Annotated in this window: 24 protein-coding genes (1 of these 24 cut by a window edge); 12 read left to right on the forward strand and 12 right to left on the reverse strand. The window is 63.3% G+C overall.

Annotated elements, in window-relative coordinates; translation table 11 throughout:
- On the forward strand, positions 1-542 hold the 3' portion of the coding sequence (locus IVA93_RS03910; RefSeq protein WP_018453274.1) for a hypothetical protein. It extends 61 nt beyond the left edge of the window; only the last 542 of its 603 coding nucleotides appear in the window; its start codon lies beyond the left edge, outside the window; it ends in the stop codon at positions 540-542.
- A gap of 564 nt (positions 543-1,106) precedes the next feature.
- Here IVA93_RS03910 and IVA93_RS03915 read toward each other — a convergent pair.
- The gene (locus IVA93_RS03915; RefSeq protein WP_018453275.1) at positions 1,107-2,195 is read right to left on the reverse strand and encodes a TRAP transporter substrate-binding protein; all 1,089 of its coding nucleotides are present in this window, start codon (positions 2,193-2,195) and stop codon (positions 1,107-1,109) included.
- Between the two features lie 288 nt (positions 2,196-2,483).
- Here IVA93_RS03915 and IVA93_RS03920 point away from each other — a divergent pair, with 288 nt between their 5' ends.
- A complete protein-coding gene (locus IVA93_RS03920; protein WP_018453276.1) occupies positions 2,484-3,569 on the forward strand; it encodes an NAD-dependent epimerase/dehydratase family protein in 1,086 nt (361 codons plus the stop codon).
- A gap of 100 nt (positions 3,570-3,669) precedes the next feature.
- Here the strand turns inward: IVA93_RS03920 and IVA93_RS03925 are convergent, their stop codons facing one another.
- The 7 genes from IVA93_RS03925 to IVA93_RS03955 form a co-directional block, all read right to left on the reverse strand.
- Entirely contained in the window at positions 3,670-4,011 is a 342-nt protein-coding gene (locus IVA93_RS03925) for a DUF6984 family protein (RefSeq protein ID WP_026232500.1), read from the reverse strand.
- A gap of 64 nt (positions 4,012-4,075) precedes the next feature.
- Complete coding sequence (locus IVA93_RS03930) at positions 4,076-7,147, reverse strand: ATP-binding protein (protein ID WP_083926317.1); 3,072 nt, start codon at positions 7,145-7,147, stop codon at positions 4,076-4,078.
- 44 nt (positions 7,148-7,191) lie between these two features.
- Positions 7,192-8,505 (reverse strand): NAD(P)H-dependent oxidoreductase, encoded by a 1,314-nt coding sequence (locus tag IVA93_RS03935; protein WP_018453279.1) that lies wholly within the window; start codon positions 8,503-8,505, stop codon positions 7,192-7,194.
- A 189-nt stretch (positions 8,506-8,694) separates the two neighbouring features.
- Entirely contained in the window at positions 8,695-9,495 is an 801-nt protein-coding gene (locus IVA93_RS03940; protein ID WP_018453280.1) for a phytanoyl-CoA dioxygenase family protein, read from the reverse strand.
- 71 nt (positions 9,496-9,566) lie between these two features.
- Positions 9,567-10,241, reverse strand: a complete 675-nt coding sequence (locus IVA93_RS03945) for a GntR family transcriptional regulator (RefSeq protein WP_018453281.1) — start codon at positions 10,239-10,241, stop codon at positions 9,567-9,569.
- A 188-nt stretch (positions 10,242-10,429) separates the two neighbouring features.
- Positions 10,430-11,242 (reverse strand): alpha/beta fold hydrolase, encoded by an 813-nt coding sequence (locus tag IVA93_RS03950; RefSeq protein ID WP_247299307.1) that lies wholly within the window; start codon positions 11,240-11,242, stop codon positions 10,430-10,432.
- 2 nt (positions 11,243-11,244) lie between these two features.
- Entirely contained in the window at positions 11,245-12,063 is an 819-nt protein-coding gene (locus tag IVA93_RS03955; protein ID WP_026232502.1) for an alpha/beta fold hydrolase, read from the reverse strand.
- Between the two features lie 139 nt (positions 12,064-12,202).
- On the opposite strand from IVA93_RS03955, the gene IVA93_RS03960 reads away from it, so the two are divergent.
- Entirely contained in the window at positions 12,203-12,745 is a 543-nt protein-coding gene (locus IVA93_RS03960; RefSeq protein ID WP_018453282.1) for a methylated-DNA--[protein]-cysteine S-methyltransferase, read from the forward strand.
- A gap of 17 nt (positions 12,746-12,762) precedes the next feature.
- On the opposite strand, the gene IVA93_RS03965 is transcribed toward IVA93_RS03960, so the two are convergent.
- Both IVA93_RS03965 and IVA93_RS03970 read right to left on the reverse strand, forming a co-directional pair.
- Positions 12,763-14,307, reverse strand: coding sequence for an acyl-CoA synthetase (locus tag IVA93_RS03965; RefSeq protein ID WP_026232503.1), 1,545 nt, complete (start codon positions 14,305-14,307; stop codon positions 12,763-12,765).
- Between the two features lie 120 nt (positions 14,308-14,427).
- Complete coding sequence (locus tag IVA93_RS03970) at positions 14,428-15,600, reverse strand: acetyl-CoA C-acetyltransferase (RefSeq protein WP_018453284.1); 1,173 nt, start codon at positions 15,598-15,600, stop codon at positions 14,428-14,430.
- Between the two features lie 210 nt (positions 15,601-15,810).
- On the opposite strand from IVA93_RS03970, the gene IVA93_RS03975 reads away from it, so the two are divergent.
- The 8 genes from IVA93_RS03975 to IVA93_RS04010 all read left to right on the forward strand — a co-directional run bounded on the left by IVA93_RS03975 (position 15,811) and on the right by IVA93_RS04010 (position 24,793).
- Positions 15,811-16,413 (forward strand): TetR family transcriptional regulator, encoded by a 603-nt coding sequence (locus IVA93_RS03975; protein ID WP_018453285.1) that lies wholly within the window; start codon positions 15,811-15,813, stop codon positions 16,411-16,413.
- Positions 16,414-16,480: 67 nt separating this feature from the next.
- Positions 16,481-17,239 carry an SDR family NAD(P)-dependent oxidoreductase gene (locus IVA93_RS03980; protein ID WP_018453286.1) on the forward strand — a complete coding sequence of 253 codons (759 nt, stop codon included), beginning with the start codon at positions 16,481-16,483 and terminating at the stop codon, positions 17,237-17,239.
- A 200-nt stretch (positions 17,240-17,439) separates the two neighbouring features.
- A complete protein-coding gene (locus IVA93_RS03985) occupies positions 17,440-18,246 on the forward strand; it encodes an enoyl-CoA hydratase/isomerase family protein (RefSeq protein ID WP_026232504.1) in 807 nt (268 codons plus the stop codon).
- Positions 18,247-18,289: 43 nt separating this feature from the next.
- Positions 18,290-20,161, forward strand: coding sequence for an AMP-binding protein (locus tag IVA93_RS03990; protein ID WP_018453288.1), 1,872 nt, complete (start codon positions 18,290-18,292; stop codon positions 20,159-20,161).
- A 27-nt stretch (positions 20,162-20,188) separates the two neighbouring features.
- Positions 20,189-21,316: an acyl-CoA dehydrogenase family protein gene (locus IVA93_RS03995; protein WP_018453289.1), complete on the forward strand. Its 1,128-nt coding sequence runs from the start codon at positions 20,189-20,191 to the stop codon at positions 21,314-21,316.
- A gap of 15 nt (positions 21,317-21,331) precedes the next feature.
- A complete protein-coding gene (locus tag IVA93_RS04000; protein ID WP_018453290.1) occupies positions 21,332-22,579 on the forward strand; it encodes an acyl-CoA dehydrogenase in 1,248 nt (415 codons plus the stop codon).
- Between the two features lie 136 nt (positions 22,580-22,715).
- A complete protein-coding gene (locus tag IVA93_RS04005; RefSeq protein WP_018453291.1) occupies positions 22,716-23,960 on the forward strand; it encodes an acyl-CoA dehydrogenase in 1,245 nt (414 codons plus the stop codon).
- A gap of 134 nt (positions 23,961-24,094) precedes the next feature.
- A complete protein-coding gene (locus tag IVA93_RS04010) occupies positions 24,095-24,793 on the forward strand; it encodes a nitroreductase (protein WP_018453292.1) in 699 nt (232 codons plus the stop codon).
- Positions 24,794-24,898: 105 nt separating this feature from the next.
- Here IVA93_RS04010 and IVA93_RS04015 read toward each other — a convergent pair whose 3' ends face one another.
- Both IVA93_RS04015 and IVA93_RS04020 read right to left on the reverse strand, forming a co-directional pair.
- On the reverse strand, positions 24,899-25,447 hold the full coding sequence (locus IVA93_RS04015; protein WP_007597240.1) for a sigma-70 family RNA polymerase sigma factor: 549 nt from the start codon (positions 25,445-25,447) through the stop codon (positions 24,899-24,901).
- Positions 25,447-25,677, reverse strand: coding sequence for a NepR family anti-sigma factor (locus tag IVA93_RS04020; RefSeq protein WP_026232505.1), 231 nt, complete (start codon positions 25,675-25,677; stop codon positions 25,447-25,449). The genes IVA93_RS04015 and IVA93_RS04020 overlap by 1 nt, the downstream gene beginning before the upstream one ends.
- 221 nt (positions 25,678-25,898) lie before the next feature.
- Here IVA93_RS04020 and IVA93_RS04025 point away from each other — a divergent pair, with 221 nt between their 5' ends.
- Positions 25,899-26,705 (forward strand): response regulator, encoded by an 807-nt coding sequence (locus tag IVA93_RS04025; protein WP_007597237.1) that lies wholly within the window; start codon positions 25,899-25,901, stop codon positions 26,703-26,705.
- Positions 26,706-26,830 lie beyond the last annotated feature (125 nt).

A 26,830-nucleotide genomic window follows, 5' to 3' on the forward strand; every position in this document is an offset into this window, starting at 1 on the left:
CATCGCTTGCATCATCCGGCACCGCGCTCGCGCAGGCCAAGCAGCAACCGGCGCCGGCACAGCAGGCGGCGCCCGCACAGGCCCAGGCACAGGAATCTGCGCTGAAGCAGATCGCGCTGACCGACAAGCAACTCGACGGCGTGCTCGCCGCGCAGAAGGACATGGATGCGATCACGGAAAAATTGCCCGAGAATACCGCGCCCGACCAGAAGGTGATCGGCCAGCTCGACGCCGTCGCCAAGAAGAACGGCTTTGCCAGCTACGATGATTACAACAACGTCGTCGACAACATCAGCCTGGTGCTCGGCGGCTTCGATCCCGCGACCAAGAAATATGTCGGCACCGAAGCCGTGATCAAGGCGCAGATCGCGCAGGTCCAGGCCGACAAGAAGATGCCGGCCAAGGACAAGAAGGAAGCGCTCGACGAGCTCAACGAAGCGCTGAAGACGCCGGCGCCGCAGATCGAGAACAAGGCCAACATCGACCTCGTCGGCAAGTACTATGACAAGCTGGTCGCCGCGCTGGGTGACGATCAGAACTGAACCTCTACTCTCACCGCTGTCATGCCTCGACTTGACCGGGGCATCCAGTACGCCGCGGCGGATGCGATGAGAGCGAGCTCTATAACGAGGGCCTCTGGATACTGGATCGCCGGGTCAAGCCGGGCGACGACACCTTTGGTGACGCGAGCTTTCGCTTAGCCCCGCAAACATCGCCGCAACAAAAAGCCCCGGAGACATCTCCGGGGCTTTCGCCGACGTCACGCCTCGCTCAGGCGTCTTACGTCCGTGTCCGCATCCGCATCATGAAACTGTCGAAGCTCAGCTCGGCAATCTGCATCCAGGCCAGCGATTCTCTACTAAACCTCTACTCTCACCGCTGTCATGCCCCGGCTTGACCGGGGCATCCAATACGCCGCGGCGGATGCGATGAGAGCGAACTCTATAACGCGGGTCTCTGGATACTGGATCGCCCGGTCAAGCCGGGCGATGACACCTTTGGTGACGCGATCTTTCGCTTAACCCCGCCATCCGCGCCCCAACAAAAAGCCCCGGAGCCATCTCCGGCGCTTTCGTCGTTTCTGACCCCACGCGTCGCTCAGCGCCTCACGTCCGTGTCCGCATCCGCATCATGAAGCTGTCGAAGCTCAGCTCGGCCACCTGCATCCAGGCCAGCGATTCGCTGCGGAAAGCCGTCAGGCTCGCATACATCTTGCCGAAATGCGGATTGGTTTTGGCGAGATCGGCGTAGATCTCGTTGGCCGCGCCATAACAGCTCTCCAGCACTTCCTGCGGGAACGGCTTCAGGATCGCGCCGGCCACCAGCAGACGCTTCAGCGCCGGCGGATTGACGTAGTCGTATTTGCCGGTCACCCAGGTGAAGGTATCGCGCGACGCGGCATCGACCGCGGCCTGGTAGTGCTTCGGCAGCGTGTTCCATTTGTCCAGATTGATGATGTTGTGACCCTGGCCGGTGCCTTCCCACCAACCCGGATAGTAATAGTACTTCGCGACCTTCACGAAGCCGAGCTTCTCGTCGTCATAGGGCCCGACCCATTCGGCGGCATCGAGCGTGCCCTTCTCCAGCGCCGGATAGATGTCGCCCGCCGCGATCTGCTGCGGTACGCCGCCGACCTTGGCGATGATCGTGCCGGCAAAGCCGCCGACCCGGAATTTCAGCCCTTTGAGATCGTCGATCGACTTGATCTCCTTCCGGAACCAGCCACCCATCTGCGCGCCGGTGGATCCGGTCGGAATGCCGATGGCGTTGTATTCCTTCAGCAGGTTGTTGATCAGGTCCTGGCCGCCGCCCCACTGCAGCCATGAAATATGCTGGCGCGTGTTCAAGCCGAACGGCAGCGACGTGCCGAACGTGAAGGCGGGGTTCTTGCCCCAGTAATAATACAGCGCGGTGTTGCCCATCTCCACCGTTCCGTTGGCGACGGCGTCGAGCACCTGCAGGCCCGGCACGATCTCGCCGGCGGCGAATGGCTGGATCTGGAAACGATTGTCGGTGATCTCGGCAACGCGCTTGGCGAAATACTCGCAGCCGCCGTAGAGCGTATCCAGCGCCTTCGGCCAGCTCGCGGCGTATCGCCATTTGATCTCGGGCATCGACTGCGCGATCGCCGGCGCAGCGACGGCACTGGCGGCGAGGCCCAATCCGCCTGCCGTCAGGAATTTACGACGTTCCATGCGCTTCCCTCCGTTAAGTCGATGCTTCGACCAGGGACCGATCTTGGTGTCGTCTTGTCTTCGTCGACGCTCGACGTTGTCTGTTGAGACGTTGTGGCGTTTCCGAACGGCCCTTGCGGGCACTCGAAGATGGAATTCCGATCGTTGCGGTTCCGCGGCGAGGATGACCGGGCGCTTCGCCGGAATCAAGTCTCATGGGCGCCTCGCAGGTGCGAACGCCGGCCTGACGCAAGTCGGGCCTGCAAGCGATCTGCTATTCGGTCATTCAAAAACTAGGGAGGCTCGCGCATGACGGGCAAGAAAATCGTGGTCGCCGGAGCGAGCGGTCTCGTCGGCAATGCCGCGTTGCGACACTTCGGCGTCTCGGGCGGGTGCGATGTCATTGCCCTGTCCCGGCGGAAGCCGCGCGACCTCTACGGTGCCCGTCATGTACCGATCGACCTGACCAGCGCAGCGGATTGCGGGCGTGCCGCCTCGGAACTGAGCGGCGCAACGCATCTGATCTACGCCGCGCTCTACGAGGCGCCGCAGCTCGTCGACGGCTGGCGCGACCCGCAGCAAATCAAGACCAACGATTTGATGCTGCGCAATTTGATGGGTGCGCTCGAGCCTGTGGCGCCCGGCCTCAGGCACGTCGCCCTGCTGCAGGGCACCAAGGCCTATGGTGTCCACGTTCGCCCCTTGACCGTGCCGGCCCGCGAAGGCCGCTCCGAAATGTACGAGCAGCCCAACTTCTACTGGGCGCAGGAAAACTTCTTGCGCGACCTCCAAACCGGCAAGGCTTGGCATTGGAGCATCCTGCGGCCGGTGCTGATCGTCGGTCTCGCCATGGGCGGCGCCATGGACCTGATCCCGCCGCTCGGCGTCTATGCCGCGATGCTGCGCGAGCAGGGCAGGCCGCTCGACTACCCCGGCGGCGCTCCGCGGGTGGGGCAGGCCGTCGACGTCGATCTTCTCGCCCGCGCCATCGCCTGGTCGGGCGAGGCCGAGGCCGCGCGCAACGAGGCCTTCAATGTGACCAATGGCGACGTCTTTACCTGGGAGAACATCTGGCCTGCGGTCGCCGATGCACTGGAGATGAAGCCGGGCAGGCCGGTCCCGCTGTCGCTCGCGAGGGAATTCCCGAGCTGGGTCGCTCCCTGGGATGCGCTGCGGCGCAAGCACGACCTAGCATCGCCTGCGCTGGCCGAATTCGTCGGCCTCTCGTTCCAATACGCCGATTACAGCCTGCGCTATGGCCACACCGAATCCGGTCCGCCCTCGATCGTCTCGACCGTGAAGATCAACCGCGCCGGCTTCACCGAGATGATGGATACGGAAGACATGTTCCGGAAGTGGTTCAGGCAGGCAAAGCAAGAGCGACTGCTTCCCTGACCGAGAGCCAAAGCGGATACGTCCGGGATCGTTGCCCAGGTCAGACTGTGACCCGGAGCGGTCCGCTGGCCGAGCCGGTTCGAACGGCTTCAGATCTGGCTTATCTGAGCGTGTGTCGCAACCACCGTGAGGGACGGACATCACCTAGGACGGCGATCCTCTGTAGCGGCGAAAAGTCGACTTTCCACAGATCAAGTTCAAACAACTCGTCGCGCTGGCCGAGGTTCAGCGCGACCGACACCAGCACTCCATCGGCATCGTCGAATTCGCATTCGCCAATACATCGGCCGAAACGCCGATCTGCCGCGCCGACAAAGAGAAGGCTACCCATCCCACCGTCGTTCATTTCCTCGACGAGCCCAAAATGGTCCTGCAAGGGCGAATGCTGACCTAGAATAAAGGCAACCAGATCACGCTCTGCGGGGGTGAGTGGGCGTGGCATCTTCTTTCTCGTAGCGGCTGGCGTGCATTGGCTCTATCACGCTGCGAATCCTTATTGATCCAAGCTAGGTTGGCTCGTTCAACAATGTCAGCAGAGAACGAGCTTTGACTAAATCTGCAGTGGCAAGTCCCTCGGAGAAACGAACGTAAAGGGGCGCTAGCAGCTCCCGTGCCTCACCGATACGCGACTGCTTCTGCATCAGGGATGCCAGAGTTGTCGCCGTCCTGAGCTCCCAGGATATTGCGCCTTGGCGGCGTGACCACTCGAGAGAGTGATTGAGGTGCGCTTCGGCCGACACGAGCGCCTCCGCGCCACCTTGATTGAGCGCCAGGATACCCTTGATGCGCAGCAGTTCAGCGACGAACCAGCGGTCCTCGTTCCTTTCCGATTGAGCCAGCGCCCTTTCGATCGTTGTATTGGCTCCGCGGTGATCGCCGATATCAGACTCACCGAGTGCGAGATTGCCCAGAAGGAATAAATAGCGGCTTTGAAAGCCGGTCGGGGGGAAGCCATTCAAGCCTTCGCGAAGCAGGGCAAGGCCCGCAGCGGTGTGGCCACCCTTCATCTCCAGAATACCCGCATAACAGCGGCCCCATACTCCCATTGCTCTGAACGTCGCTTCTCGATGAAGCATAGTTGAGATGAGCGCTTCCGCAGCATCAAAATTGCCGATCTCAAGCGCTAGAGGGCAAGCGCCGAAGGCAATCGCATAGAGAAGAGAAAAATCGTGTCCAAGTGCCGTCGCATGATCGAAGGCGTGTTTGCCGACCGCGGCTGCCTGGTCCGGAAAACCCAACAACCAAAGCGTTTGGCTGTAGTACGTTCGGGCAGCCACATGTTGATCAAACTGATATCGCAGGGCGTGCATTTGCCCTGGCGGCGCGACGTAGCCTGCCAGCATTTTTTCCAGATGTCGCCGGGCGCCGGCTTGGTCCCCTAGAATGTGCCGCGTCACTCCCAAAATCCGCTCTCCGACGAAACGATCAGCGACATCGATAGCGCCATCAGGCAGGTTGACGAATTTTTCGGCGATCTGCAGTGCACCGGGGAAATCGCCTCTTAGGTATCGCCCTATCCAGAGACCCCATAAGCTCCTCAGCTGATATTCGTTGTCGTCCAGTTCTTCAGCCAATCGGGATACACGCAACCACGCATCGTCGATGATCGCAGCGTCCCCGGTCGATTCCATATGCGCAACCGCCAAAGTGAAGAAGAGGCGGAGCTCCCGGCGCGCGTCACGACCCAGCTTTTCGTCGATTTGGAAAACCGCTTGCTCTGTCCGCTCCCGACATTCGTCTATGAGCATATGATGAATCCAGACCGGTGCGGCAGCGGCCGTGAGGTCGAGCGCTAGCAGCGAATCACCAGACTTGCCATGCGCCCAGTCGAGGGCAACGCGGATCTCATCGATCGGCCGACCATTAGTGGCAACCGATGCTTCGGTCAGATTGTTGCTTCCTGCCCCTTTCAGGGACCGAACGAGCTTGGAGGCAGACGCATTTTCGCTCTTCCGGAAACCGGACAGCTCGACCCCAATCCGCTCGAATAAAGTTAAATGATAGACAGCATGACGGCGAGCAACGAGGTTTGCATCATCGCTTCTGGCCAACTTTTCCTGCACATACCCGCGGGTGGTATCCAGCAATCGGTATAGCGGGATGGCGAGACGAGCGTTCGCTGTCAGAAGTGACTTGGCGGCAAGACTGGCAACGGACTCGATCACCTGCGAATCGTCCAAATCATCTCCGGCCGCGATCGCGAAGGCAGCCTCGATCGTAAACGGCCCAACGAAAACAGATAGTCGGCGCAGGATAATCTGCTCAAGCTCCGGCAAAAGATCGTAGCTCCAGTCGAGCGTTGCAGCCAGAGTCTGGTGTCGCGGCAACGCCGTTCGCCGGCCTCGCCAGAGCTCGAACTTGTGGTCGAGGAGCCGCAAAACGTCATGGACTCCGTAAGCGCCCACACGACCAGCTGCGAGTTCGATTGCGAGGGGGATTCCGTCGAGCTTTCGGCAGATCTCGGCCACGACCGGTGCATCGACGTCGTTGAGTATGAACTGAGGCTGACTTGCTGTAACGCGTTCGACAAAAAGCTGTACTGCAGCGTATGCCATCGCCTCTCGTGCATTGGGACCCTCAGGCGGAAACTCGAGGGGAGCTATCCAATGAACGTGCTCGCCTCTGACCCGCAAGGTTTCACGGCTTGTTGCCAAGATGTAAACTTGCGGCGTTTCCTCGAAGATGGTTTCTGCCAGCGCAGAAGCCGCCTCAATCACACGCTCGCAGCTATCGAGCACCAGCAAAACTCGGATGTCTCGCAGTGCGGCCAGAAGGCCGGGGATAGGATCGCGATCGTCAACGGCAAGTCCGAGCGCCGAGCCGATCGTACCCGCCACGAGATGCGGATCAGAAAGTGAGCCCAGGTCAATAAGGTGAACCAGATCGGCAAACTCTGTAGTGAGTTGGTGGCCGACAGATATTGCCAGAGTTGTTTTTCCGATCCCGCCCGGACCGACAATGGACACGAATCGTTCGGCCATAAGATGCGAGGAGATCGCTTGCACGGCGTCGTCCCTGCCAATCATCCTGCCAAGGCGATTCGGAAATGTTGAGCGTCGACCCGATTTTGCGATTTCAGCAACAGGCTTGAGCGTTCGTGAGACAGGCGCCACGAAGCTATACCCTTGTCCTGGCACGGTCGTGACATACGTCGCTCCGGCCTCTCCATCGCCGAGCACCTTGCGCAAGCCCGCCATATGAAATCTAAGGCTACCCTCGTCGACGGTGACGCCGGCCCAAACCCGAGCTAGCAGAGTCTTCTTGCTGACAACTTCGCCAGCATGCTCGACAAGAACTGTAAGGATGTCCAAGCTACGGGCGCCCAACTGAAGTGGTACACCCGATTTTTCTAGACGTCTCCGCTCCGGGATTAATTCAAAGGGCCCAAAAGAAAAACTTTCTTTCGCGAGCCGATCTTCATTGACGACCGAGCCCACCATCATCATGCGTCCAACTGGTTGTGCCGCGCGAGCTACCTTGCCATGGTTGCCACTGAAATCAATGGACTGGTGAAGGCGGCGGAACTCAGCAGAGCATGTTCGCCCCTCTGTCGCGCACATGTGGCGGCCAGCGGACATCGCTCAGTCCGCACCAATAAATCTCGATTTTATGAGTACAGGGCCTACTCTGCGCTAATGAACGCCGCTTCCATGGCCTTCCGCGTCCTGATCGTCTCGTTGCCCGCGTCGAACTCGACATCGCTCCAGCGCACGATCTCGCCATGGGCGACGTCGTGCTTCAGCCTCACGCGATGCGCCAGCCCGATAGGCAGCGCGCCGGCCTTGAGGCTCGCGGCCGCCGGCAACAGCTTGCCCCACACCGTGTAGCCGCCTTCGCCGTCCAACATCTCGCCGGCGCGCAGATTGCGTTTTGCCACGGCGGCGACGTCGCCGCGGAAACCATGGGGCTGCCCGGTCGGCTCGCCCCGCAGCGCGGCCGACAGCACCGAGATGTTCAGCTCGAGGCCGATCAAATGGTAGGGCTTGTACATCGCCGCGTACCGTCCGCTGCCGTCGGTCTTGAGGCCGTATTGCCTGAAGCAGTCGGCGGCGTAGTCGTTCGGCGCCTCCAGCACGACGTAGACGCCCCAGCGCAGATCGCGAAACACCGGCCTTCCATCGCGCTCGAGCGAGGAGACCACCTCCACGACGCCCGATCGCTCCAGCACGCCGCCCTTGCTGCCCGGCCGCATGATATGCGGCAGGTCGTCGACGCCGCAGGGTGGAAACAGCAGGCCCTCCGCAGGCACGTCCAGTCCGCAGGCGTTCGCAATCGCGGCCATCTCGATCGCCGATTTGGTACCGTCGAGGAACGAGTTGAACATCTGCGGATTCATCCCGGCCGATTGCGCCTCGCCCGCGGTCAACCCGTAATGCTGCCAGACGCTGTCGGGCGTCACGTCGTGATAGGCCGGCAGATATTTTGTGCCTTTGCCGGCGGCAACCACATGAAAACCGGTGGCGCGCGCCCAATCCACCATTTCCGCGGTCAGCGCCGGCTGGTCGCCATAGGCGAGCGAGTAGACCACGCCGGCCTTGCGGGCTTCCTGGGCGAGCAGCGGACCGGCAAGCACGTCGGCCTCGACATTGACCATCACGATATGCTTGCCGGCCGCGATCGCCGCGCGGGCGTGTTTGATGCCGACGGCGGGATTGCCGGTCGCCTCCACCACCACGTCCATCGCGCCGCCGGCGATGGCGCGCGCGCCATCATCGGTGAAGACGGTGGCGGCGATCCGCTCGGCGCTCCAGCCCACCGTGCGGCAGGCCTCGCGCGCGCGGTCGCGATCGATGTCGACGATGATGGGTACCTCCAGCCCCGTCGTGTGCGGCACCTGCGCCAGGAACATCGAGCCGAATTTGCCGGCGCCGATCAGCGCCACACGGACGGGCTTGCCGGCGGCAGCGCGGGCCTGGAGGAGGCGGAAGAGGTTCATGTTGTTACCCGATCAAGTATGGTGGTCCGGACGCGGTGCAGCGCCATAAGCGCGTTCACGCGCGTCTTCGACGCACTATGGCGCTACTCCGCAGAGCCGGCACCCAGAAAGAAAACTATCCGTGTGGTATGGGCCCGGCTCTGCAGCGCACCGCTTCGCGCTGCGCTGCGTCCGGGGCACGAGAGTGTCCTACTCCGCCGCCTGCCGCGGCGCACGGGCGAGCCGCACCAGTGCGTCGTCCTCCACCGTCTTGATCGGCGCAAAATCGCGATGCGCGATGTACTCCGGCCGCGTCGGGGTACGGATGTAATTCGAAACCGCGTTCAGCGTCAGGTACACGATCTTGCGCGGATAGGGCGTGATGTTGCCGGCCGAGCCGTGCACGAGATTGCCGTGGAACATCAGCATGCCGCCGGGCTTTCCCGTCGGCGCAACGATGCCGCCCTGCTTGACCAGCCGCGTCACGGTCTCCTCGTCCAGCGTCCACAGCGGATAGGAGGTCGTCGCGAGGTCATGCGAGGCCTTGAGGTCGCCGGCGTTCTGGCTCTGCGGTACCAGCATCAGCGGGCCGTTGATCGGCATCACCTCGTCCAGGAAGATCGCGATGTTCATCGCGCGCGGCTCGGGCATGCCGTCGTCGCGCTTCCAGGTGCCGTAATCCTGGTGCCATTGCCAGACATCGCCGGTGAAGGCGGATTTCGCGTTGATCTTGAACTGGTGCATGTAGACCTGCTCGCCGAACAGCTGCTCGACCGGGCCGATCATGCGCGGATGAGCACCCAGAATGCCGAACGCCTCGTTGTAGAGATGCGCGGCAAAGGCGGTGCGTGGCGCGCCGCTCTTCTCGCGCCAGACTTCCGGCCGGTTCGTGTCATAGATGCCGACCGCCTCGCGCGCGAGGAGATCGACCTCCTCCGGACTGAACAGTTCGGGCAGGAACAGCCAGCCCTCGTGGTGGAAGAACTCCAATTGCTCCTGGGACAGTTTCACGGCGCGTCCTCCTGTTTTGATTTGTTGTCGCTCGTCTTGGCCGGCCATCCACGTCTTGGCAGTGGCGGTCGCTACGCCGCCGCCTCTTCCGTCGCCCTCAATCTCTCCTCAGTCATCCGTCCCGCCGTCTGCGCGTGCGCAAGCGCCGCACGTTCGGCCGCCTTCGCATCTCCTGCGAGAATATGTCCGGCAATGTCGGCATGCTCGGCCCAGGCGCTGCCGCGATAATCGAGCTCCGACAGCACCGTCGCCATCGAGCGGCGCATATGGGGCCATTGCGGCGTAATCGTCTCCTCGATCACGGGATTGCCGGCGAGCCGATAGATCGCGCGATGAAACGCGACGTCGAGCGCGATCAGCTCGGCGAGCGTGGTCTTGCCATCGATCCCGCGTCCGGCGGCGAGCGCCGCCTCCAGCCGCGCGCGTCCCGCCGCATCGCCTGCGCGCTCCGCTGCCAGCCGCGCCGCCAAGGCATCGATTGCGCCGCGCACCTCGTAGAGCTGGCGGATGCGTGCGGGATCGAGCTGGGTGACTTCAAAGCCGCGCCGGCCGCTCTCGGCGACAAGTCCCTGCCGGTGCAACAGGTGCAGCGCATGCGACACCGGCTGGCGCGATACGCCGAGCCTGTCGGCGAGCTCGTTCTGCCGGATGCGCTGGCCGGGCTGCAGCGTGCGGTCGGAGATCGCCTCCAGGATCCGCGCATAGACCTGGTCGATCAAGTTCGGAAGCGGGTCGAGAGGGATCACGCCGGCAGCTCCGAGACCATGAGAGGGAATACGGAATTCCGTATTCAAGAATACGGCGAGGGGATAAGGGCGTCAAGCGCGGCCAAGGGGGCGTCCAGCCTCATTTCGCGCCACCTAAGTCATTGATATTGCTGGGCTCAGCTACTGTGCATGGGGTTGTTTTTGAGGAAAAAAGAGTGTGAGGCCACTTACTCCGCCAAAAACGCGTCCACCGCCTCGCCGAACTCCAGGGGCGCCTGCTCGAACATCCAGTGGCCGGCATTGGGGATCACGGCTGTCTTCGCCCCGGTGATGTGCTCGGCCAGCACACGCCACATCACCGACAGGCTCCCTGTCGTCGCCCCGCCGCCGATCAGGAGTGTCGGGGTCGTGATCGCCTGCGCGTCCGCGAGCGTGTAGGGCCTGCGCTGCTCGTTGATCTGGCCGAGGAAGGTGATCGCGTTGTCGCGCAATTGCTGCTTCGCCGCCGCCGGCACGCGCCGCCACGAGCCGTCGCCTTCGATGCCTTCGTAGAAGTTCTGCAGCGCGCCCTCGATGTCGCCGGCGCGGATCATCTCGACCGAGCGCGCCGTGCGCGCCGCCAGCGGCGGGTGCGCGGGCGTGCCTGCGGGCACCGGCAGGCTCGCATCGAGATCGCCGCCGGGTTCTGCAAGCACCAGCTTTCGCAACAGATCGGGCCGCGCCTGCGCCACGCGAAAGGCGATGTGACCGCCGCGCGAATGGCCCATCAGATCGACCGGCGCGGGTTCGACCTGCTCGATGAAAGCGATCACGTCAGCGACGTGCTGGGCCATCTTGTAATCGTCGCCGACGGCATCCCAATGTTCGGGAAAGAAATGCCGCAGGCTGACCGAGATCACGCGATGCGATTTCGACAGCGGACCGAGCACGGAGTACCAGGTGCGGAAATCGCCGAGCGTGCCGTGCACGCAGACCAGCGGCGGCCCCTCGCCCACTTCGAGATAGGCCATGTCGTAACCATTGACGCGAAGTGTCTGCATGATCAGCCCGCCAGAAAATCCAGCACCAGTTCGGAGAATTTCTGCGGCGCCTGCTCGAACATCGGGTGCGTTGCGTTTGGGATGACCGCCGTCCTGGAATACGGCACATGCGCCGCGAGCGCATGCAGCACTTTCGGCAGCAGGCCCTTGGTCCGCGCGCCCAGGATGAACAGCGTCGGCATCCTGATGGACTCCGCGTCGGCCCTCGAGAACGGCGGGCGGTTGTCGCGGACCTGGCCGATCAGCGTGAAGGCGTTGTCACGCAGATTCTGCTTCACCAGGGCCGGCAGCCGCGGCCAGGTGCCGGGCCCTTCCAGCGTGTCGACGAAGACTGCAAGGCCGCCGTCGATGTCGCCGGCCGCGATCTTCTCGGCCGAGGCCGTGAACCGCGCCAGCAACGGCGAGGGGCCGCCGGCATAGTCTGGATCGAGGCTCGCGTCGAGCTCCCCGCCGGGCTCGGCCAGCACCAGCCGCCGGAGCAGGTCCGGCCGCCGCTGCGCCACGCGGAAGCAGATGTGCCCGCCGCGGGAATGGCCCATCAAATCAACCGGGCCGAGGTCGAGCTCCTCGATGAAGGCGATGACGTCGTCGACATGCTGGGCGATCGAATAGGTGTCGCCAACGCCATCCCAGCGATCGGGGAAGAAGTGCCGCAGGCTGACGGCCATCAGCCGGTGCCGCTGGGACAGCGGACCGAGCACGCAGCCCCAGACACGAAAGTCGTTGAGCGAACCATGCACGCAGACCAGCGGCGGCCGCCCTCGGTCTTCGCCCACGTCGAGATAGGGCATGTCGTATCCGTTGACGTGGAGGCTTTGCATTCTGGGCTCGCAAACAGGGAAGGCGGAACTCCTGTGCAAGATTCCCGGAAACCGGGTGGATCGCAACTATTTCCAAGTCTAGATTTGAGCTCAGTTCACATTGGGGCATGCGAGGGGAACGCAAGCCAAGGACGAAGTTATGACCGACCAGCATTTTGCCCTCTTCGACAGCAAGATCGGCCTTTGCGCCATTGCCTGGGGTCCGCGCGGCATCAACGGCACGCAACTGCCGATGGGCGGTGAGCAGAAGATCCGCACCCGCATCAGCCAGCGCCATGCCGATGCCAGCGAAGCCGCGCCGACCGCCGAAGTACAGCAGGCGATCGACCGCATCACAAAACTGCTCGCGGGCGAGCCGGATGACCTCACCGACATCCCGCTCGATCTCGATGGCGTGCCCGACTTCAACCGCGGGGTCTACGCGATCGCCCGCACCATTCCGCCGGGCAAGACCGTCACCTATGGCGACATCGCCAAGCAACTCGGCGGTGTCGAGCTGTCGCGCGACGTGGGCCAGGCGCTCGGCCGCAACCCGTGCCCGATCGTCGTGCCCTGCCATCGCGTGCTGGCGGCCGGCAACAAGCCCGGCGGCTTCTCCGCGAATGGCGGCGTGGTGACGAAGCTGAAGATGCTGGAGATCGAAGGCGCGCTGGTGAACCACACGCCGAGCTTGTTTGATTGAGGCGATGACGCCGCTGGCTAGATCTTCGCCGCCGCCATCGGCCAATATTTGTCGCGCAAATGCCGCTTCACCAGCTTCCCAGTGGGCGTGCGCGGCAGCTCGGCTTCGAAATCGATCGAGCGCGGGCATTTGATCGTCGAGAGGCGGCTCCTGCAATAGGCGATCAGGTCGGCCTCGAGCTCCTTGCCGGCGCGCTTGGGATCGTGCGGCTGCACCACCGCCTTGACCTCTTCGCCCATCTCCTCGTTCGGCACACCGAACACGGCGACGTCGGCGACCTCGGGGTGGGTGATGAGCACGTCCTCGGTCTCCTGCGGGTAAATGTTCACGCCGCCCGAGATGATCATGTAGGACTTGCGGTCGGTGAGAAAGAGAAAGCCATCCCTGTCGAGATAGCCGACGTCGCCGAGCGTCGACCAGCCTTTTGCGTTATAGGCCTTCTTCGTCTTCTCGGGATCGTTGTGATAGGCGAAAACCGGCGCATCGGCGAAATAGACCGTGCCGATCTCGCCCGTCGGCAGCTCCTCATCGTTCTCGTCCAGAATCTTGATCTTGCCGACCACGGCGCGGCCGACGCTGCCGCGGTGCTCCAGCCATTCTTTCGAGTTGCAGACGGTGACGCCGTTGCCTTCGGAGCCCGCGTAATATTCGATCAGGATCGGCCCCCACCATTCGATCATCTTGGCCTTGACCTCGACCGGGCAGGGGGCGGCGGCGTGGATCGCGCCCTTCAGTGTCGAGACTTCGTAGCGGTTACGGACCTCGTTCGGCAGCTTCAGCATGCGCACGAACATGGTCGGCACCAGCTGCGCCTGGGTCACCTTGTACTTTTCGACCAGTTTCAGGAAATCTTCGGCGTCAAAGTGCTCCATGATGATGGAGGTGCCGCCGAGCAGGACAGCCATCATGTTGAAGCGCAAGGGAGCGGCGTGATAGAGCGGTGCCGGTGAGAGATAAATAGTCTCGGCGTTCATGCCGCACATGCTGGCGCAGAGCACGCGCAGAAACGCGTTCGGCTCGTCGATCGGCTTGCCCTCGAAAGCCTTCTTGATACCCTTGGGCCGGCCCGTGGTGCCCGACGAATACAGCATGTCATAGCCGGCAACCTCGTCGGCAATCGGGGTTGTCGGCTGTGCGGCGGCTTCCTTGTCGTAGGAGCGGAAGCCGGCTTGCGGCTCGTCCATCATGTAGAAGACCGGCTCGCCGGGCGCACCCTTGATCAGCGTCTTGATCTGGTCGGCACATTTCGGTGTCGTGATCACGACCTTGGCGCCGCAATCGGCGATGATGTAGTCGATCTCGTCCTGCTTTAAATAGCGGCTGATCGCGGTGTAATAGAGCCCGCTGCGTTGCGCAGCCCAGCAGATCTCCATAAAGGCGAGGCGGTTCTCCATCAGCAGCGCGATGTGGTCGCCGGCCTTCAGCCCGAGCGAGCGGAACAGGTGCGCGCCCTGGTTCGAGAGCTCGTCGAGCTCGCGATAGGTAATCGCCTTGCCGGTCCCGGCCATTTGATAGGCGATCTTGTCGGGTGTGGCGCGGGCGTGGATGGAGGGGTGTGTCATGTCTCTGTTTACGCGGCTGGGAGTAACGTTCCCCGGATATCCGGGGTCCATTGTGAGGCATGGGTCCCGGCTCTGCGCCGCAGCGTTTCACGCTGCAGCGCGTCCGGGACACGAGAGGGCTTACAGCCGCTCCACGATCGTCACATTCGCCATGCCGCCGCCTTCGCACATGGTCTGCAGGCCATAGCGTTTGCCGCGCTGATGCAAGGCATGCACCAGCGTCGTCATCAGCTTGGTGCCGGAGCCGCCGAGCGGATGGCCGAGCGCGATGGCGCCGCCATTGACATTGAGACGTTCCGAATCGGCGCCGGTGGTCTTCAGCCACGCGGTCGGCACCGAGGCAAAGGCCTCGTTGACCTCGAACAGGTCGATGTCGTCGATCGCCATGCCGGCCTTCTCCAGCGCGCGCTTGGTGGCGTGCAGCGGTGCGTCGAGCATGATCACGGGATCGCCACCCATCATGGTCATGTGGTGGACGCGCGCCAGCGGCTTCACGCCGAGCTGCTTCAGGCCACGCTCGTTCACCACCATCACGCCGGAAGCGCCGTCGCAGATCTGGCTGGCGCTGGCCGCGGAGAGCTTGCCATTCTCGGCGATCAGCTTGACGCCCTTGATGCCGTCGAGTGTGGCGTCGAAGCGGATGCCCTCGTCGATGTGGTGGGTGTCCTTGGAGCCGTCGGCGCGGGTGATCTCAAGCGGCACGATCTCCGTCTTGAAACGGCCGGCCTGCGTCGCCGCGATCGCGCGCTGATGACTGTTGTAGGAGTACTCGTCGAGCTCATCCTTGGAGAGGCCGTACTTCTCGGCCATCATCTCGGCGCCGGTGAACTGGCTGAACACGATGTTGGGATAACGCTGCTCGATACCCGGGCTCTTGTAATTGCCAAAGCCGTTCTTGGCGGGAAGCTGCGACGACAGGCCCATCGGCACGCGCGTCATCGATTCCACGCCGGCGGCGATCACCACGTCCATCGCGCCCGACATAACGGCCTGCGCAGCAAAATGCAGCGCCTGCTGCGACGAGCCGCATTGGCGGTCGATCGAGGTGCCCGGCACGCTCTCCGGCAGTTTCGAGGCCATGATGGCGTTGCGCGCCACGTTGTTGGACTGCTCGCCGACCTGCATGACGCAGCCCATGATCACATCCTCGACCAGCGCGGGATCGACCTTGGTGCGGTCGACCAACTCGTCCAGCACCTTCGCGGCGAGATCGGCCGGATGCCATCCGGCGAGGCGGCCCCCCTTGCGCCCACCGGCGGTACGCGCAGCGGCGACGATATAAGCCTCGGCCATGTCGGTTTCTCCCTGGATTATTTTGAACGGTTGGTTGTCGGGGCGGGATTTAAGGGGCGACCGGTTGTTTAGTCAATCGATCAATTAACTCTTGTGGGGAGGCGCTGCTTGGGCTTATCTGCGGCCGCTCTTCCGCCAAAATCAGGGATCTCCGTGACTACCAGCGTACCGAACAGGCTCCCCAGCGGAAAGAATTCCACGGCAGAGAAATTGCTCGTGGCCGCGAGCGAGCTGATGATCGAACGCTCCTCGATCGAGATTTCCCTGAGCGACATCGCCCAGAAGTCCGGCGCCAACGCCGCGCTGGTCAAATATCACTTCGGCAACAAGGACGGCCTGCTGCTGGCGCTGCTCGAGCGCGACGCAGGAACGGAACTGTCCAACCTGGAATATCTGCTGGCGCAGCCGATCACGCCGACCGCGAAGCTGAAGCTGCACATCGGCGGCATCATCCGCGCCTATCACCGGTTTCCCTACATGAACCGGTTGATTCACTATCTGCTGCACGAGAGCGTCGCGGGCTCCGCGGACGAAGTCTCGAAATTCTTCGTCGCACCGCTGCTGGATTTCCATCGCCGCCTGCTCGCCGAAGGTGTCAGTCAGGGCGAATTCCGCGCCACCGATCCCGTGCTGTTCTACACCAGCCTGATCGGCGCCTGCGATCATTTGTTCTTCGGCCGGCACGCGATGTCACGCGCGACCGGCGTCGGCCCGGTCACCGACGACGTCTGCCGGCAATATATCAAGCACATGGAAACGCTGATCTGCGGCGGCATTCTCACGAATATCGAGGAAGCCGCCGCGGCCGGATGATCCGGCCAGAACGCAGAAGTCTAGAGAAGAAACGCCCAAGGAAAAGGTTCGAGGAAAGGTACAAGCGATGCAGTTGAAAGACGTAGCCGTTCTCATCACCGGCGGCGGGTCGGGCCTTGGTGCCGCGACCGCCCGCGCCATGGCCGCCAAGGGCGCCAAGATCGGCGTGATCGACCAGAGCAAGGAAAACGCCGAGAAGGTCGCCGCCGAAGTGAAGGGCATCGCGCTTCATGCCGACGTCACCAGCGAGGAGCAGATCAAGGCGGCGATCGCCAATGCGGAAGCCGCGCACGGCGTCGCGCGCGTGCTGATGAACTGCGCCGGCATCGGCGGCTCGCAGCGCATCGTCGGCCGCGATGGAGTCTACCCGCTGGAAAAGTTCGCGCGCATCATCAACGTCAATTTGATCGGCACGTTCAACTGCCTGCGTCTGTTCGCCGAGCGCTTGGTCACGATCGAGCCGGTCGGTGAAGAGCGCGGCGTCATCGTCAACACTGCTTCGGTCGCGGCTTACGAAGGCCAGATCGGCCAGATCGCCTATGCAGCGTCGAAGGGCGGCGTCGTCGGTCTCACGCTGCCGGCCGCGCGCGACCTCGCGAGCCAGAAGATCCGCGTCAACACCATCGCCCCCGGGCTATTCCTGACGCCGCTGCTGATGGGCTTGAACGAAGAGGCCCGCAAGAGCCTCGGTGCCCAGGTGCCGCATCCCGCGCGTCTCGGCGACGCCAATGAATACGGGTCGCTGGCCGTGCACATCGTCGAGAACCCAATGCTCAATGGCGAAACCATTCGCCTCGACGGCGCGATCCGCATGGCGCCGCGGTAGAGCTCTTTTTCCTTCTCCCCTTGTGGGAGAAGGTGGCGCGCTCCTGAGCGCGCCGGATGAGGGGTTCTCTCCACGATCTCACCTGTGGAGGCAGACCCCTCACCCGAGCGAATGCGCGGCGCGTGACGTACATGCCCTCTCCCACAAGGGAGAGGGCGCAGTAATCGGCACCATCGTTGCGGATGAAGGAAGTCGCGCGCATGTCCCAACCGCTGCTGATCGAGCACAATGACGGCGTCGACACCGTGACGCTCAATCGTCCTGAACACCTCAACGCGCTCGATCCTGCGTTGATCGACGCGCTCAACGTCTACTTCCAAGGCCTTCAGCGCAACCGCGACACGCGCGTCGTGGTGTTGAAGGGCGCCGGCAAGAATTTCTGTGCGGGCCTCGACCTCAAGGCGGCGATGGCGCGCCGTGCCGGCCAGCAGGAGCCGCCTGATGTCACCGAGTCGCTGGATTCGCAGCGGCGCATCGCCGACATCGTGATGCTGATGCGGCGCTGTCCGCAGCCGATCCTCGCGCTGGTACAGGGCGCGGCGGCCGGCGGCGGCTTTGCGCTGGCGCTCGCCTCCGACATCCGCATTGCGACGAGATCGGCGCGGATGAACTGCGCCTTCATCAAGCTCGGCCTTGGCGGCTGCGACATTGGCACCAGTTATTTTCTTCCACGCCTTGTCGGTGTCACCGTGGCATCGGAGCTGATCCTCACGGGACGCTTCATCGGCGCCGAGCGGGCGCTCGCGGTCGGGCTGGTCTCCGAGGTCGTCGACGAGGACAAGCTCGATGAGGCCGCCGAACCCTATGTCGACGCGATGATCACGGCCTCGCCCGTGGGCCTACGCCTGTCCAAAGAATGTCTCAACATGAGCGTCGATGCCGGATCGCTGGAAGCCGTAATCGCGATGGAGGATCGCAACCAGGTCCTGTGCAGCCGCTCCGAGGAATTTTCGGAAGGCATCAGGGCCTTCCTTGAGAAGCGAAAGCCTGTCTATATCAGGCGCTGACAATGAAGATCCGTAAAGGACGAGAAATTCCGGGAGACGCACTATGAGTGGAAGCGCGGCGGCGGTGATGACGAAACCCGCCTTTCGCAAGGTCAAGTGGCTTGGGCGCGACATCGACGTCGAGCGCCGCGACGACGGCACGGTGGTGCTGAAGTCGCGCATCCCGCTGCAGACCTACGAGAAGCATATTCCGGCTTCGCTGGCAAAATGGGCGAAGGAAGCGCCAGAGCGGATCTGGCTTGCCCAGCGCGGTGGCCCGAACCGCGAATGGCGCAAATTGTCCTATGGCGAAGCCAAGCGCATCGTGGATGCGCTGACGCAAGGCCTGCTTAACCTTGCGCTCGACGGCCGCCCGGTCACAATCCTCTCCGGCAATTCGATCGAGCACGCGCTGATGACGCAGGCCGCGATGCAGGCGCGCGTGCCGGCCGCGCCGGTCTCGCCGGCCTACTCCTTGATGAGCCATGATCACGTCAAGCTGAAATACCTGTTCGACCTGATCAAGCCCGGCGTGGTGATGGTGCAGGACGGCCCGACCTTCGAGAAGGCGCTGAAAGCGCTCGATCTCACCGGCGTCACCATCGTTCACGTCTTGCGGCCCTGCGATGGCATCGAGAGCGTCAGTTTTGCCGAGCTCGCGGCGACAGCTGTGACTGCCGATGTCGAAGCGTCGATCGCGAAGATCACGCCTGAGACCGTCGGCAAACTGCTGTTCACGTCAGGCTCGACCGGCATGCCCAAGGCCGTCATCAACACGCAAGCGATGATGTGCGCCAATGCGGCCATGATGATGCAGGTGCGGCCACGCGATCCCGGCGGTCCGATCTCGACCATGCTGGACTGGATGCCCTGGAACCACACCATGGGCGGCAATGCGGCGTTCCACCCGATCCTGGTCGATGGCGGCACGCTCTATATCGATGACGGCCGTCCGATGCCGGGGCAGTTCGAGGAGACTCTCCGGAATCTGCGCGAGATCTCGCCGACCTATTACGCCAACGTCCCCGCCGGCTATGCCGCGCTCGCCGCCGCCATGGAGAAGGACGAGGCGCTGTGCCGCTCCTTCTTCAAGAATCTCTCGATCATGGCCTATGGCGGCGCGCGGCTGCCTGATGACCTCTACGACCGCATGCAGGCTCTCGCCGTGAAGACCACCGGCGAGCGCATCGTGTTCTACACCGGCTGGGGCTCGACCGAGACCGCGCCGACATCGACCGGTACCTATTGGGACACCGAGCGCGTCGGCCTGATCGGCCTGCCGTTCCCCGGCGTCGAGTTGAAGATGGTGCCGTTCGGCTCGAAATACGAGCTGCGTCTGCGCGGCGTCAACGTCACGCCGGGCTATTTCGGCCAGCCTGACCTGACGAAGAAGATGTTCGACGAGGAAGGTTTTTATTGCATCGGCGACGCCGGAATCTTCGTCGACGACACCGATCCGGTGAAGGGCATCATCTTTGCCGGCCGGGTGGTCGAAGATTTCAAGCTGACCACCGGCACCTTCGTCCATGTCGGCTCGCTGCGCACCGATGCGATCGCCGCCGCGACGCCCGTCGTGCATGATGCCCTGGTCGCGGGGCAGGATCGCGCCTTCATCGGCTTGCTGGCCTGGCCGAACCTGCATGCCTGCCGTCAACTCGTCGGCAAGCCTGATCTCAGCTTCGAGGATGCAGTGACGCATCCCGAGGTGATCGCTTGCTTCAGGCGCGGGCTGGAAGCTCACAACCGGGAGTGCGAAGGCGCCAGCAGCCGCATCATCGCGCGCGCCATGCTGATGGCGGAACCGCCTTCGATCGACGGCAACGAGCTCACCGACAAGGGCTACATCAACCAGCGCGCCGGCCTGGAACGTCGTGCCGCGCTGGTGGGGCGGCTCTATGCTGACAAGCCTGACCAGGACGTCATCATTCTCAAGTAATCGACATCAGCAACACGGATACGCGCCATGAATTTCGATTTCTCCGACGACCAGAAGCAGCTCCGCGATCAGGCGCGCAAATTCCTCACCGAGAAGTGCCCACCCAAGGCAGTGCGCGCAGTCCTCGACGGCAAGGTGCCGTACGACAAGGAGCTGTGGAAAGGCCTCGCCGAGATGGGTTTTCTCGGCGTCGCCATTCCCGAGGATTTTGGTGGCGCCGGCGCCGGTCATCTCGAACTTTGCGTGATCGCCGAAGAGATGGGCCGGGCGAACGCACCGGTGCCGTTCTCCTCGACTGTTTACCTGGCTGCCGAAGCGCTGCTGATCGCGGGCAGTGACGCGCAGAAGAAAAAATGGTTGCCGGCCATTGCCTCGGGCGAGGCGATCGGCACGCTGGCGCTGTTCGAGGGCAAGGGCAATCCGTCACCGAAGAACGTCAAGCTCACGGCTGCGAATGGCGTGCTCAACGGGGTCAAGAAGCCGGTCGCCGATGGTACGATCGCCGACTTCGCGGTGGTGGCGGCACGCACGGGATCGAGCGGACGCGACGGCGACATCTCCTTGTTCATTGTCGATCTCAGGGCCGGCGGAGTCGAGGTGAAAAGCCTGACCAATCTCGATCCGACCCGCGGGCAGGCGGAGATCACTTTCAGGGATTGCAAGGCCGAGCCCCTGGGCGCGGCCGGCGAAGGCTGGAGCATCTTGACTCAAGTGCTCGATCGCGCTGCGGTGCTCTGCGCATTCGAGCAGGTGGGCGGCTCCGACCGCGCGCTGGAGATGGGCCGCGACTACGCGCTCGACCGCATCGCCTTCGGGCGACAGATCGGCTCGTTCCAGGCCGTCAAGCACATGCTGGCGGACATGTACGTGTCGGCAACGCTGGCGCGTTCCAACAGCTATTACGGCGCCTGGGCGCTCTCGACCAACGCCGCGGAGCTGCCGGAAGCCGCCGCCGCGGCCCGCATCAGCGCGACGCAGGCGTTCCAGCACTGCGCCAAGAACAACATCCAGGTTCACGGCGGCATGGGTTTCACCTGGGAGTTCGACTGCCACATGTACTACCGCCGCGCCAACGCGATGGCGCTCGGGCTCGGCAGCCTGTCCTATTGGGAAGACCAGTTGATCGACCGCATGCGCAAGAAGAACGCGGCGTAGGCGAAAGGCAACGTCATGAACTTCGACGACACTCTGCAAGAAGCCGAATTTCGCGCCACGGCTCGCGCCTGGATCGCGGCAAATGCGCCCAAGCAGTACGAGGAGGAGCTTCGCAAGTCCTCGCTCGGCCGCACGCAATTGAAGAACGCCAACATTCTGGAAGTGGCAAAGGCCTGGCAGAAGAAGAAGGCAGATGCCGGCTGGGCCTGCCTGCATTGGCCGAAGGAGTATGGTGGCCGCGGTTCGTCGCCGATCGAACGTGTGATCTGGCAGCAGGAAGAAGGGCCGTTCGGCCAGCTATCCCGCATGTTCATCATCGGCCACGGCATGTGCGGGCCGACCATGATGGCGTTCGCGCGCGAGGAGCATAAGCGCGCCTATTTGCCGCCACTCGCCTCCGGCGAAAAGGTCTGGTGCCAGCTGTTCTCCGAGCCCGCCGGCGGCTCCGACGTTGCGGGCCTACGCACGCGCGCCGAGAAGGATGGCGATGACTGGGTGATCAACGGCCAGAAGATCTGGACGTCGGGCGCGCACTATTCCGATTACGGCATTCTGCTCACCCGCACCGATCCGACCGTGCCCAAGCACAAGGGCCTTACCATGTTCTTCCTGGACATGAAGAGCCCTGGCGTCGAGGTGCGGCCGATCAAGCAGGCGAGCGGCGCTTCCGACTTCAACGAAGTCTATTTCACCAACGTCCGCATTCCCGATCACCAGCGCCTCGGCGAGGTCGGTGACGGCTGGAACGTCTCGCTGACCACGCTGATGAACGAGCGCAGCGCGATCGGCGCGGCCGTCTCGACCGGCTTCCCCGAGCTGTTCGAATATTGCTCCAGCCTGATGCTGGACGATGGCCCGGCAATCGAGGACCGCGCGGTGCGCGCGAAGCTGGCGAGCTGGGCGGCGAAAGCGAGCGGACTGAAATACACCAGCATGCGCGCGATCTCGGCGCTGTCGAAGGGCGAGCGTCCGGGACCGGAGAACTCCATTGGCAAGCTGGTCGCGGGCTCCATGATCCAGGATGTCGCGACCTATGCGCTGGATCTGCAAGGCGCTGCCGGTGTGATCAGCGGTGCCGAAGATTCCGAACTCGCCGGCCGCTTCCAGGCGATGCTGCTGCGCGCGCCGGGAACCCGTGTCGAAGGCGGCACTGACGAGATCATGCGCAACATCATCGCCGAGCGGGTGCTGGGCCTGCCCGGCGACATCCGTGTCGACAAGGACGTGCCGTTCAACAGGATCCTGACGAAGGGAAGAGGCTGATGATCCTCATCCTGAGGAGCCGCGGAGCGCGGCGTCTCGAAGGATGCAGGCCCAACGGGGGCCTCGTGGGTCGAGACGGCGCTGCGCGCCACTCACCATGAGGGACTAAGACAGAGCAAGAACGAAGAGGTCCGCCATGAATTTCGACGACACCCCGCAGGAAGCCGCCTTCCGCGAGACCGCGCGCAAATGGGTCGAGGCCAACGCGCCGAAGGAGTTTTTGGCTGAGCTGTCAAAATCCTCGCTCGGCCGCATCCGGCTGGCCAACCACGACATCGTCGATGTCGGCAAGGCCTGGCAGAAGAAGAAGGCCGAAGGCAATTGGGCCTGCCTGCATTGGCCCAAGGAATATGGCGGCCGCGGTGCGACGCCGATCGAGCGCGTGATCTGGCAGCAGGAGGAAGGCGTCTATGGCAAGCTGACGCAGCCGTTCCAGATCGGCGAGGGCATGTGCGGGCCAACCGTGATGGCTTTTGGCAGCGAGGAGGCCAAGCGGCGCCATTTGCCGAAGCTGGCCGCGGGCGAGGAGATCTGGTGCCAGCTGTTCTCCGAGCCATCAGCGGGCTCTGACGTCGCGGGCTTGCGCACGCGCGCGGAGAAGAAGGGCGACAATTGGGTCGTCAACGGCCAGAAGATCTGGACCTCGGGTGCGCACTATTCCGACTACGGACTTTTGATCGCGCGCACCGATCCCAATGTGCCCAAGCACAAAGGTCTCACCATGTTCTTCCTGGACATGAAGAGCCCCGGCGTCGAGGTGCGCCCGATCAAGCAGGCCAACGGCATGCAGGAGTTCAACGAGGTCTATTTCACCGACGTCGTCATTCCCGACAGCCAGCGTCTTGGCGCCATCGGCGAGGGCTGGAGCGTGTCGCTGACCACGCTGATGAACGAGCGCATGTCGATCGGCTCGCGGCTTGCGACCGGCGTCCCGGAGATGTTCGAGTTCTGCTCCAACCTGATGCTGGAGGATGGCCTCGCCATCGACGATCCCGCCGTGCGCTCAAAACTCGCGAGCTGGGCGGTGAAGTCGAGCGGGCTGAAATACACCAGCTACCGCGCGATCTCGGCGCTGTCCAAGGGCGAGCGGCCGGGACCGGAAAATTCGATCGGCAAGCTCGTCTCCGGCATGATGCTACAGGACATCGCAACCTATGCCATGGACCTCCAGGGCGCGGCCGGCGTTCTCACCGGCACGGACGAGGAGACCGTGCAGGGCCAGTTCCAGCAGATGCTGCTGTCCTCGCCTTCGATGCGCATCGCGGGCGGCACCGACGAGATCTTGCGCAACATCATCGCCGAGCGCGTGCTGGGATTGCCGGGCGACATCCGCGTGGACAAGGACGTGCCGTACAACAAGATTCCGACCAAGGGGCGTTGACATCTCGTGTCCCGGACGCGCGAAGCGCGAGCCGGGACCCAAGAGCCATAATAGACAGGCCACAATGGGCCCCGCCTCAGCGCCGCATCACTTCGTGCTGCGTCGCGTCCGGGGCACGAAAGCGAGCTTAAGCAATGGACGCTGCAGTCAATCATAACAACCGCATCGGCGTGCTCGAAGAGCTGCTCAACGAGCGCTACTCGGTGCGCGCCTTCCTGGCCAAGGAAGTCGATCGCGCGACGATCGAGCACGTGCTGACCACCGCCCAGCGCACGGCGTCCTGGTGCAACAGCCAGCCCTGGCAGGTCGTCATCGCCAGCGGCGAGGCCAAGGAGCGTTTCCGCAAGCTGATCTACAAGGAGGCTTCGGGCGGGCTCGGGGACGACTATGATTTCACGCCGCCGCGCGAATATCTCGGCGCTTATCTCGAACGCCGCCGCGAGAGCGGTTTTCAGCTCTACAACACGCTCGGCATCGCGCGCGGAGACAAGATGGCCTATGCCAAGCAGGCGCTGGAGAACTACAATTTCTTCGGCGCGCCGCATGTGGCCATCATCCATACCGACGAGCCGCTCGGCATCTACGGTGCGATCGATTGCGGCGCCTATGTCTCGAACTTCATGCTGGTCGCGCAGGCGCTCGGGCTCGGCACAATTCCGCAGGCGGCGCTCGCGCGCCACTCCGGCCTGATCCGCCGCCATTTCAATTTGCCTGATGATCGCCGCATCGTTTGCGGTATCTCGTTCGGCTATGCCGACAATGCCCACAAGGTCAACAGCTACCGGACGTCGCGTGCGAGCCTGGCCGAGACCGTGACCTTCGTGGACGAGTGATCGAGGCGATGCACGCTTCGTATTGGACGTGATCCCGTTCGCGCGAAAAGACGGCCGCGGATGCGGCCGCCTTCATCGCGGTCTCAGTTCGATTGACGCCGGCCGTCAGCCGCCGCTGCCGCCGATCACGGCGCGAATGGTCTCGTCGGGCCCGAAATCCTCGGCGCCGTCGACATAGAGCAGCGCCGCGAGCTTGGAGCGCGCACGGTTGACGCGGCTCTTGATCGTGCCGACTGCGCAGCCGCAGATCGAAGCCGCGTCCTCATAGGAGAAGCCGGAGGCGCCGACGAGGATCAGCGCTTCACGCTGGTCCTGCGGAAGCTTGTCGAGCGCCGTGCGGAATTCCTCGAACTCAAGATGGGCGTTCTGCGAGGGCTGCGTCTTCAGCGTCTTAGCATAATTGCCTTCGGCATCCTCGACTTCCCGCCGCCGCTTGCGATAGTCGGAGCGGAACAGGTTGCGCAGGATCGTGAACAGCCATGCCGGCAGATTGGAGCCGGGCTGGAACGAGTCGATGTTGGCGAGCGCCCGCAACAGCGTCTCCTGGACCAAATCGTCGGCGCGGTCCGCATTGCCGCTGAGCGAGATGGCAAACGCGCGCAGACTGGGCACGGCCGCCAGGATGTCGTTACGCAGGGAATCCGTGAGAGGCATCAATCCCTCCCATTGTTGTCGTTAGAGCCGCCACCATTTTCCACTTGGGGGGTCGCTCCCGGCGCATCAAGTTTCTTGATCAGTTCCGCGAACCGGTCCGGAACCCCCTGCCGCACCACGTCGTCGTACATGGCGCGCAGCTGGTGCCCGATCCGGGACTGGATCTCCGGAGTGAGCCCTCCCTTGCCGGGGGTCGTGCTTTTGCTGGCTTGAGACTTGAGATCTTTCATGACCTGTTCCACGTTTCCCCGAGTTAAGTAGCTGTAAAATCGAGAAGTTCTCTCAACCGGGAGCCGTTCCCTGGATAGGCTCAATGCGAGCTGCGAGAAAAAGTTCCGCCCCCATGCGGAACTTTTCTTGGTCTGAGGCGTAATCAGCCCAGCAGGGGAACCCGGGCCCCCCGCCTAACGCCTGCACGTCAAGGTCGGCCCGAAGATGATATGGAGTGGGGATGTCCCGTTCACAGCTCGTTGCTGAACACTTGCCGTTGTTGCGCCGGTACGCACGCGCCCTGACGGGCAGCCAGTCCTCCGGTGACGCCTATGTCGCAGCCATGTTGGAAGCCATGCTGGGAGATCCGTCGGTGCTCGACGAGAGCCACGGGCCGCGCGCCGGCCTGTTCCGGCTGTTCACCCAAATCTGGAATTCCGTTTCCGTCAACGACGATTCCGAGGTGACGAACCTGCCGATGCCGCCGGAGCGGCGGCTGTCCAACATCACGCCCTTGCCGCGGCAAGCCTTCCTGCTGCTCTCGCTCGAGGGATTTTCGGAAGAAGAGGTCGGCTACATTCTCGGCACCGACGTCGGTGAGACGCGCCGGCTTGCGGATGCCGCAGGGCGTGAGATGGCAGCCGAGATCGCCACTGACGTGCTGATCATCGAGGATGAGACCTTCATCGCCATGGATCTCGAGAGCCTGGTGAAGAACCTCGGCCACAATGTCGTCGGCGTCGCCCGCACCCACGCCGATGCGGTCGCGCTGGCAAAGAACAAGCGACCGGGCCTGATCCTCGCCGACATCCAGCTCGCCGACGGCTCGTCGGGCCTCGACGCCGTCAACGAGCTGCTCCGCACCTTCGAAGTGCCGGTGGTGTTCATCACCGCATACCCCGAGCGCTTCCTCACCGGCGAGCGACCGGAGCCGGCCTTCCTGATCTCGAAACCGTTCCAGCCGGCGATGGTGTCGGCGGTGGCGAGCCAGGCGCTGTTCTTCCAGCGCAACTCCCGCAACCGCGCGCCGAAGGTACCGGCGGCGTAACGAAGGCGCCAGCGCCCGGCATTTTGACGAAATCCGATCCGGCGTGCCGCAAGGTGCGCCGGATTTTTGTTGATCCGGTTGTCACGCTTGACGGCCATCGAATTCGCCGCTCATACCTCGCGCAG

The sequence above is a fragment of the Bradyrhizobium sp. 155 genome (assembly GCF_023101105.1).
Classification (GTDB): domain Bacteria; phylum Pseudomonadota; class Alphaproteobacteria; order Rhizobiales; family Xanthobacteraceae; genus Bradyrhizobium; species Bradyrhizobium canariense_D.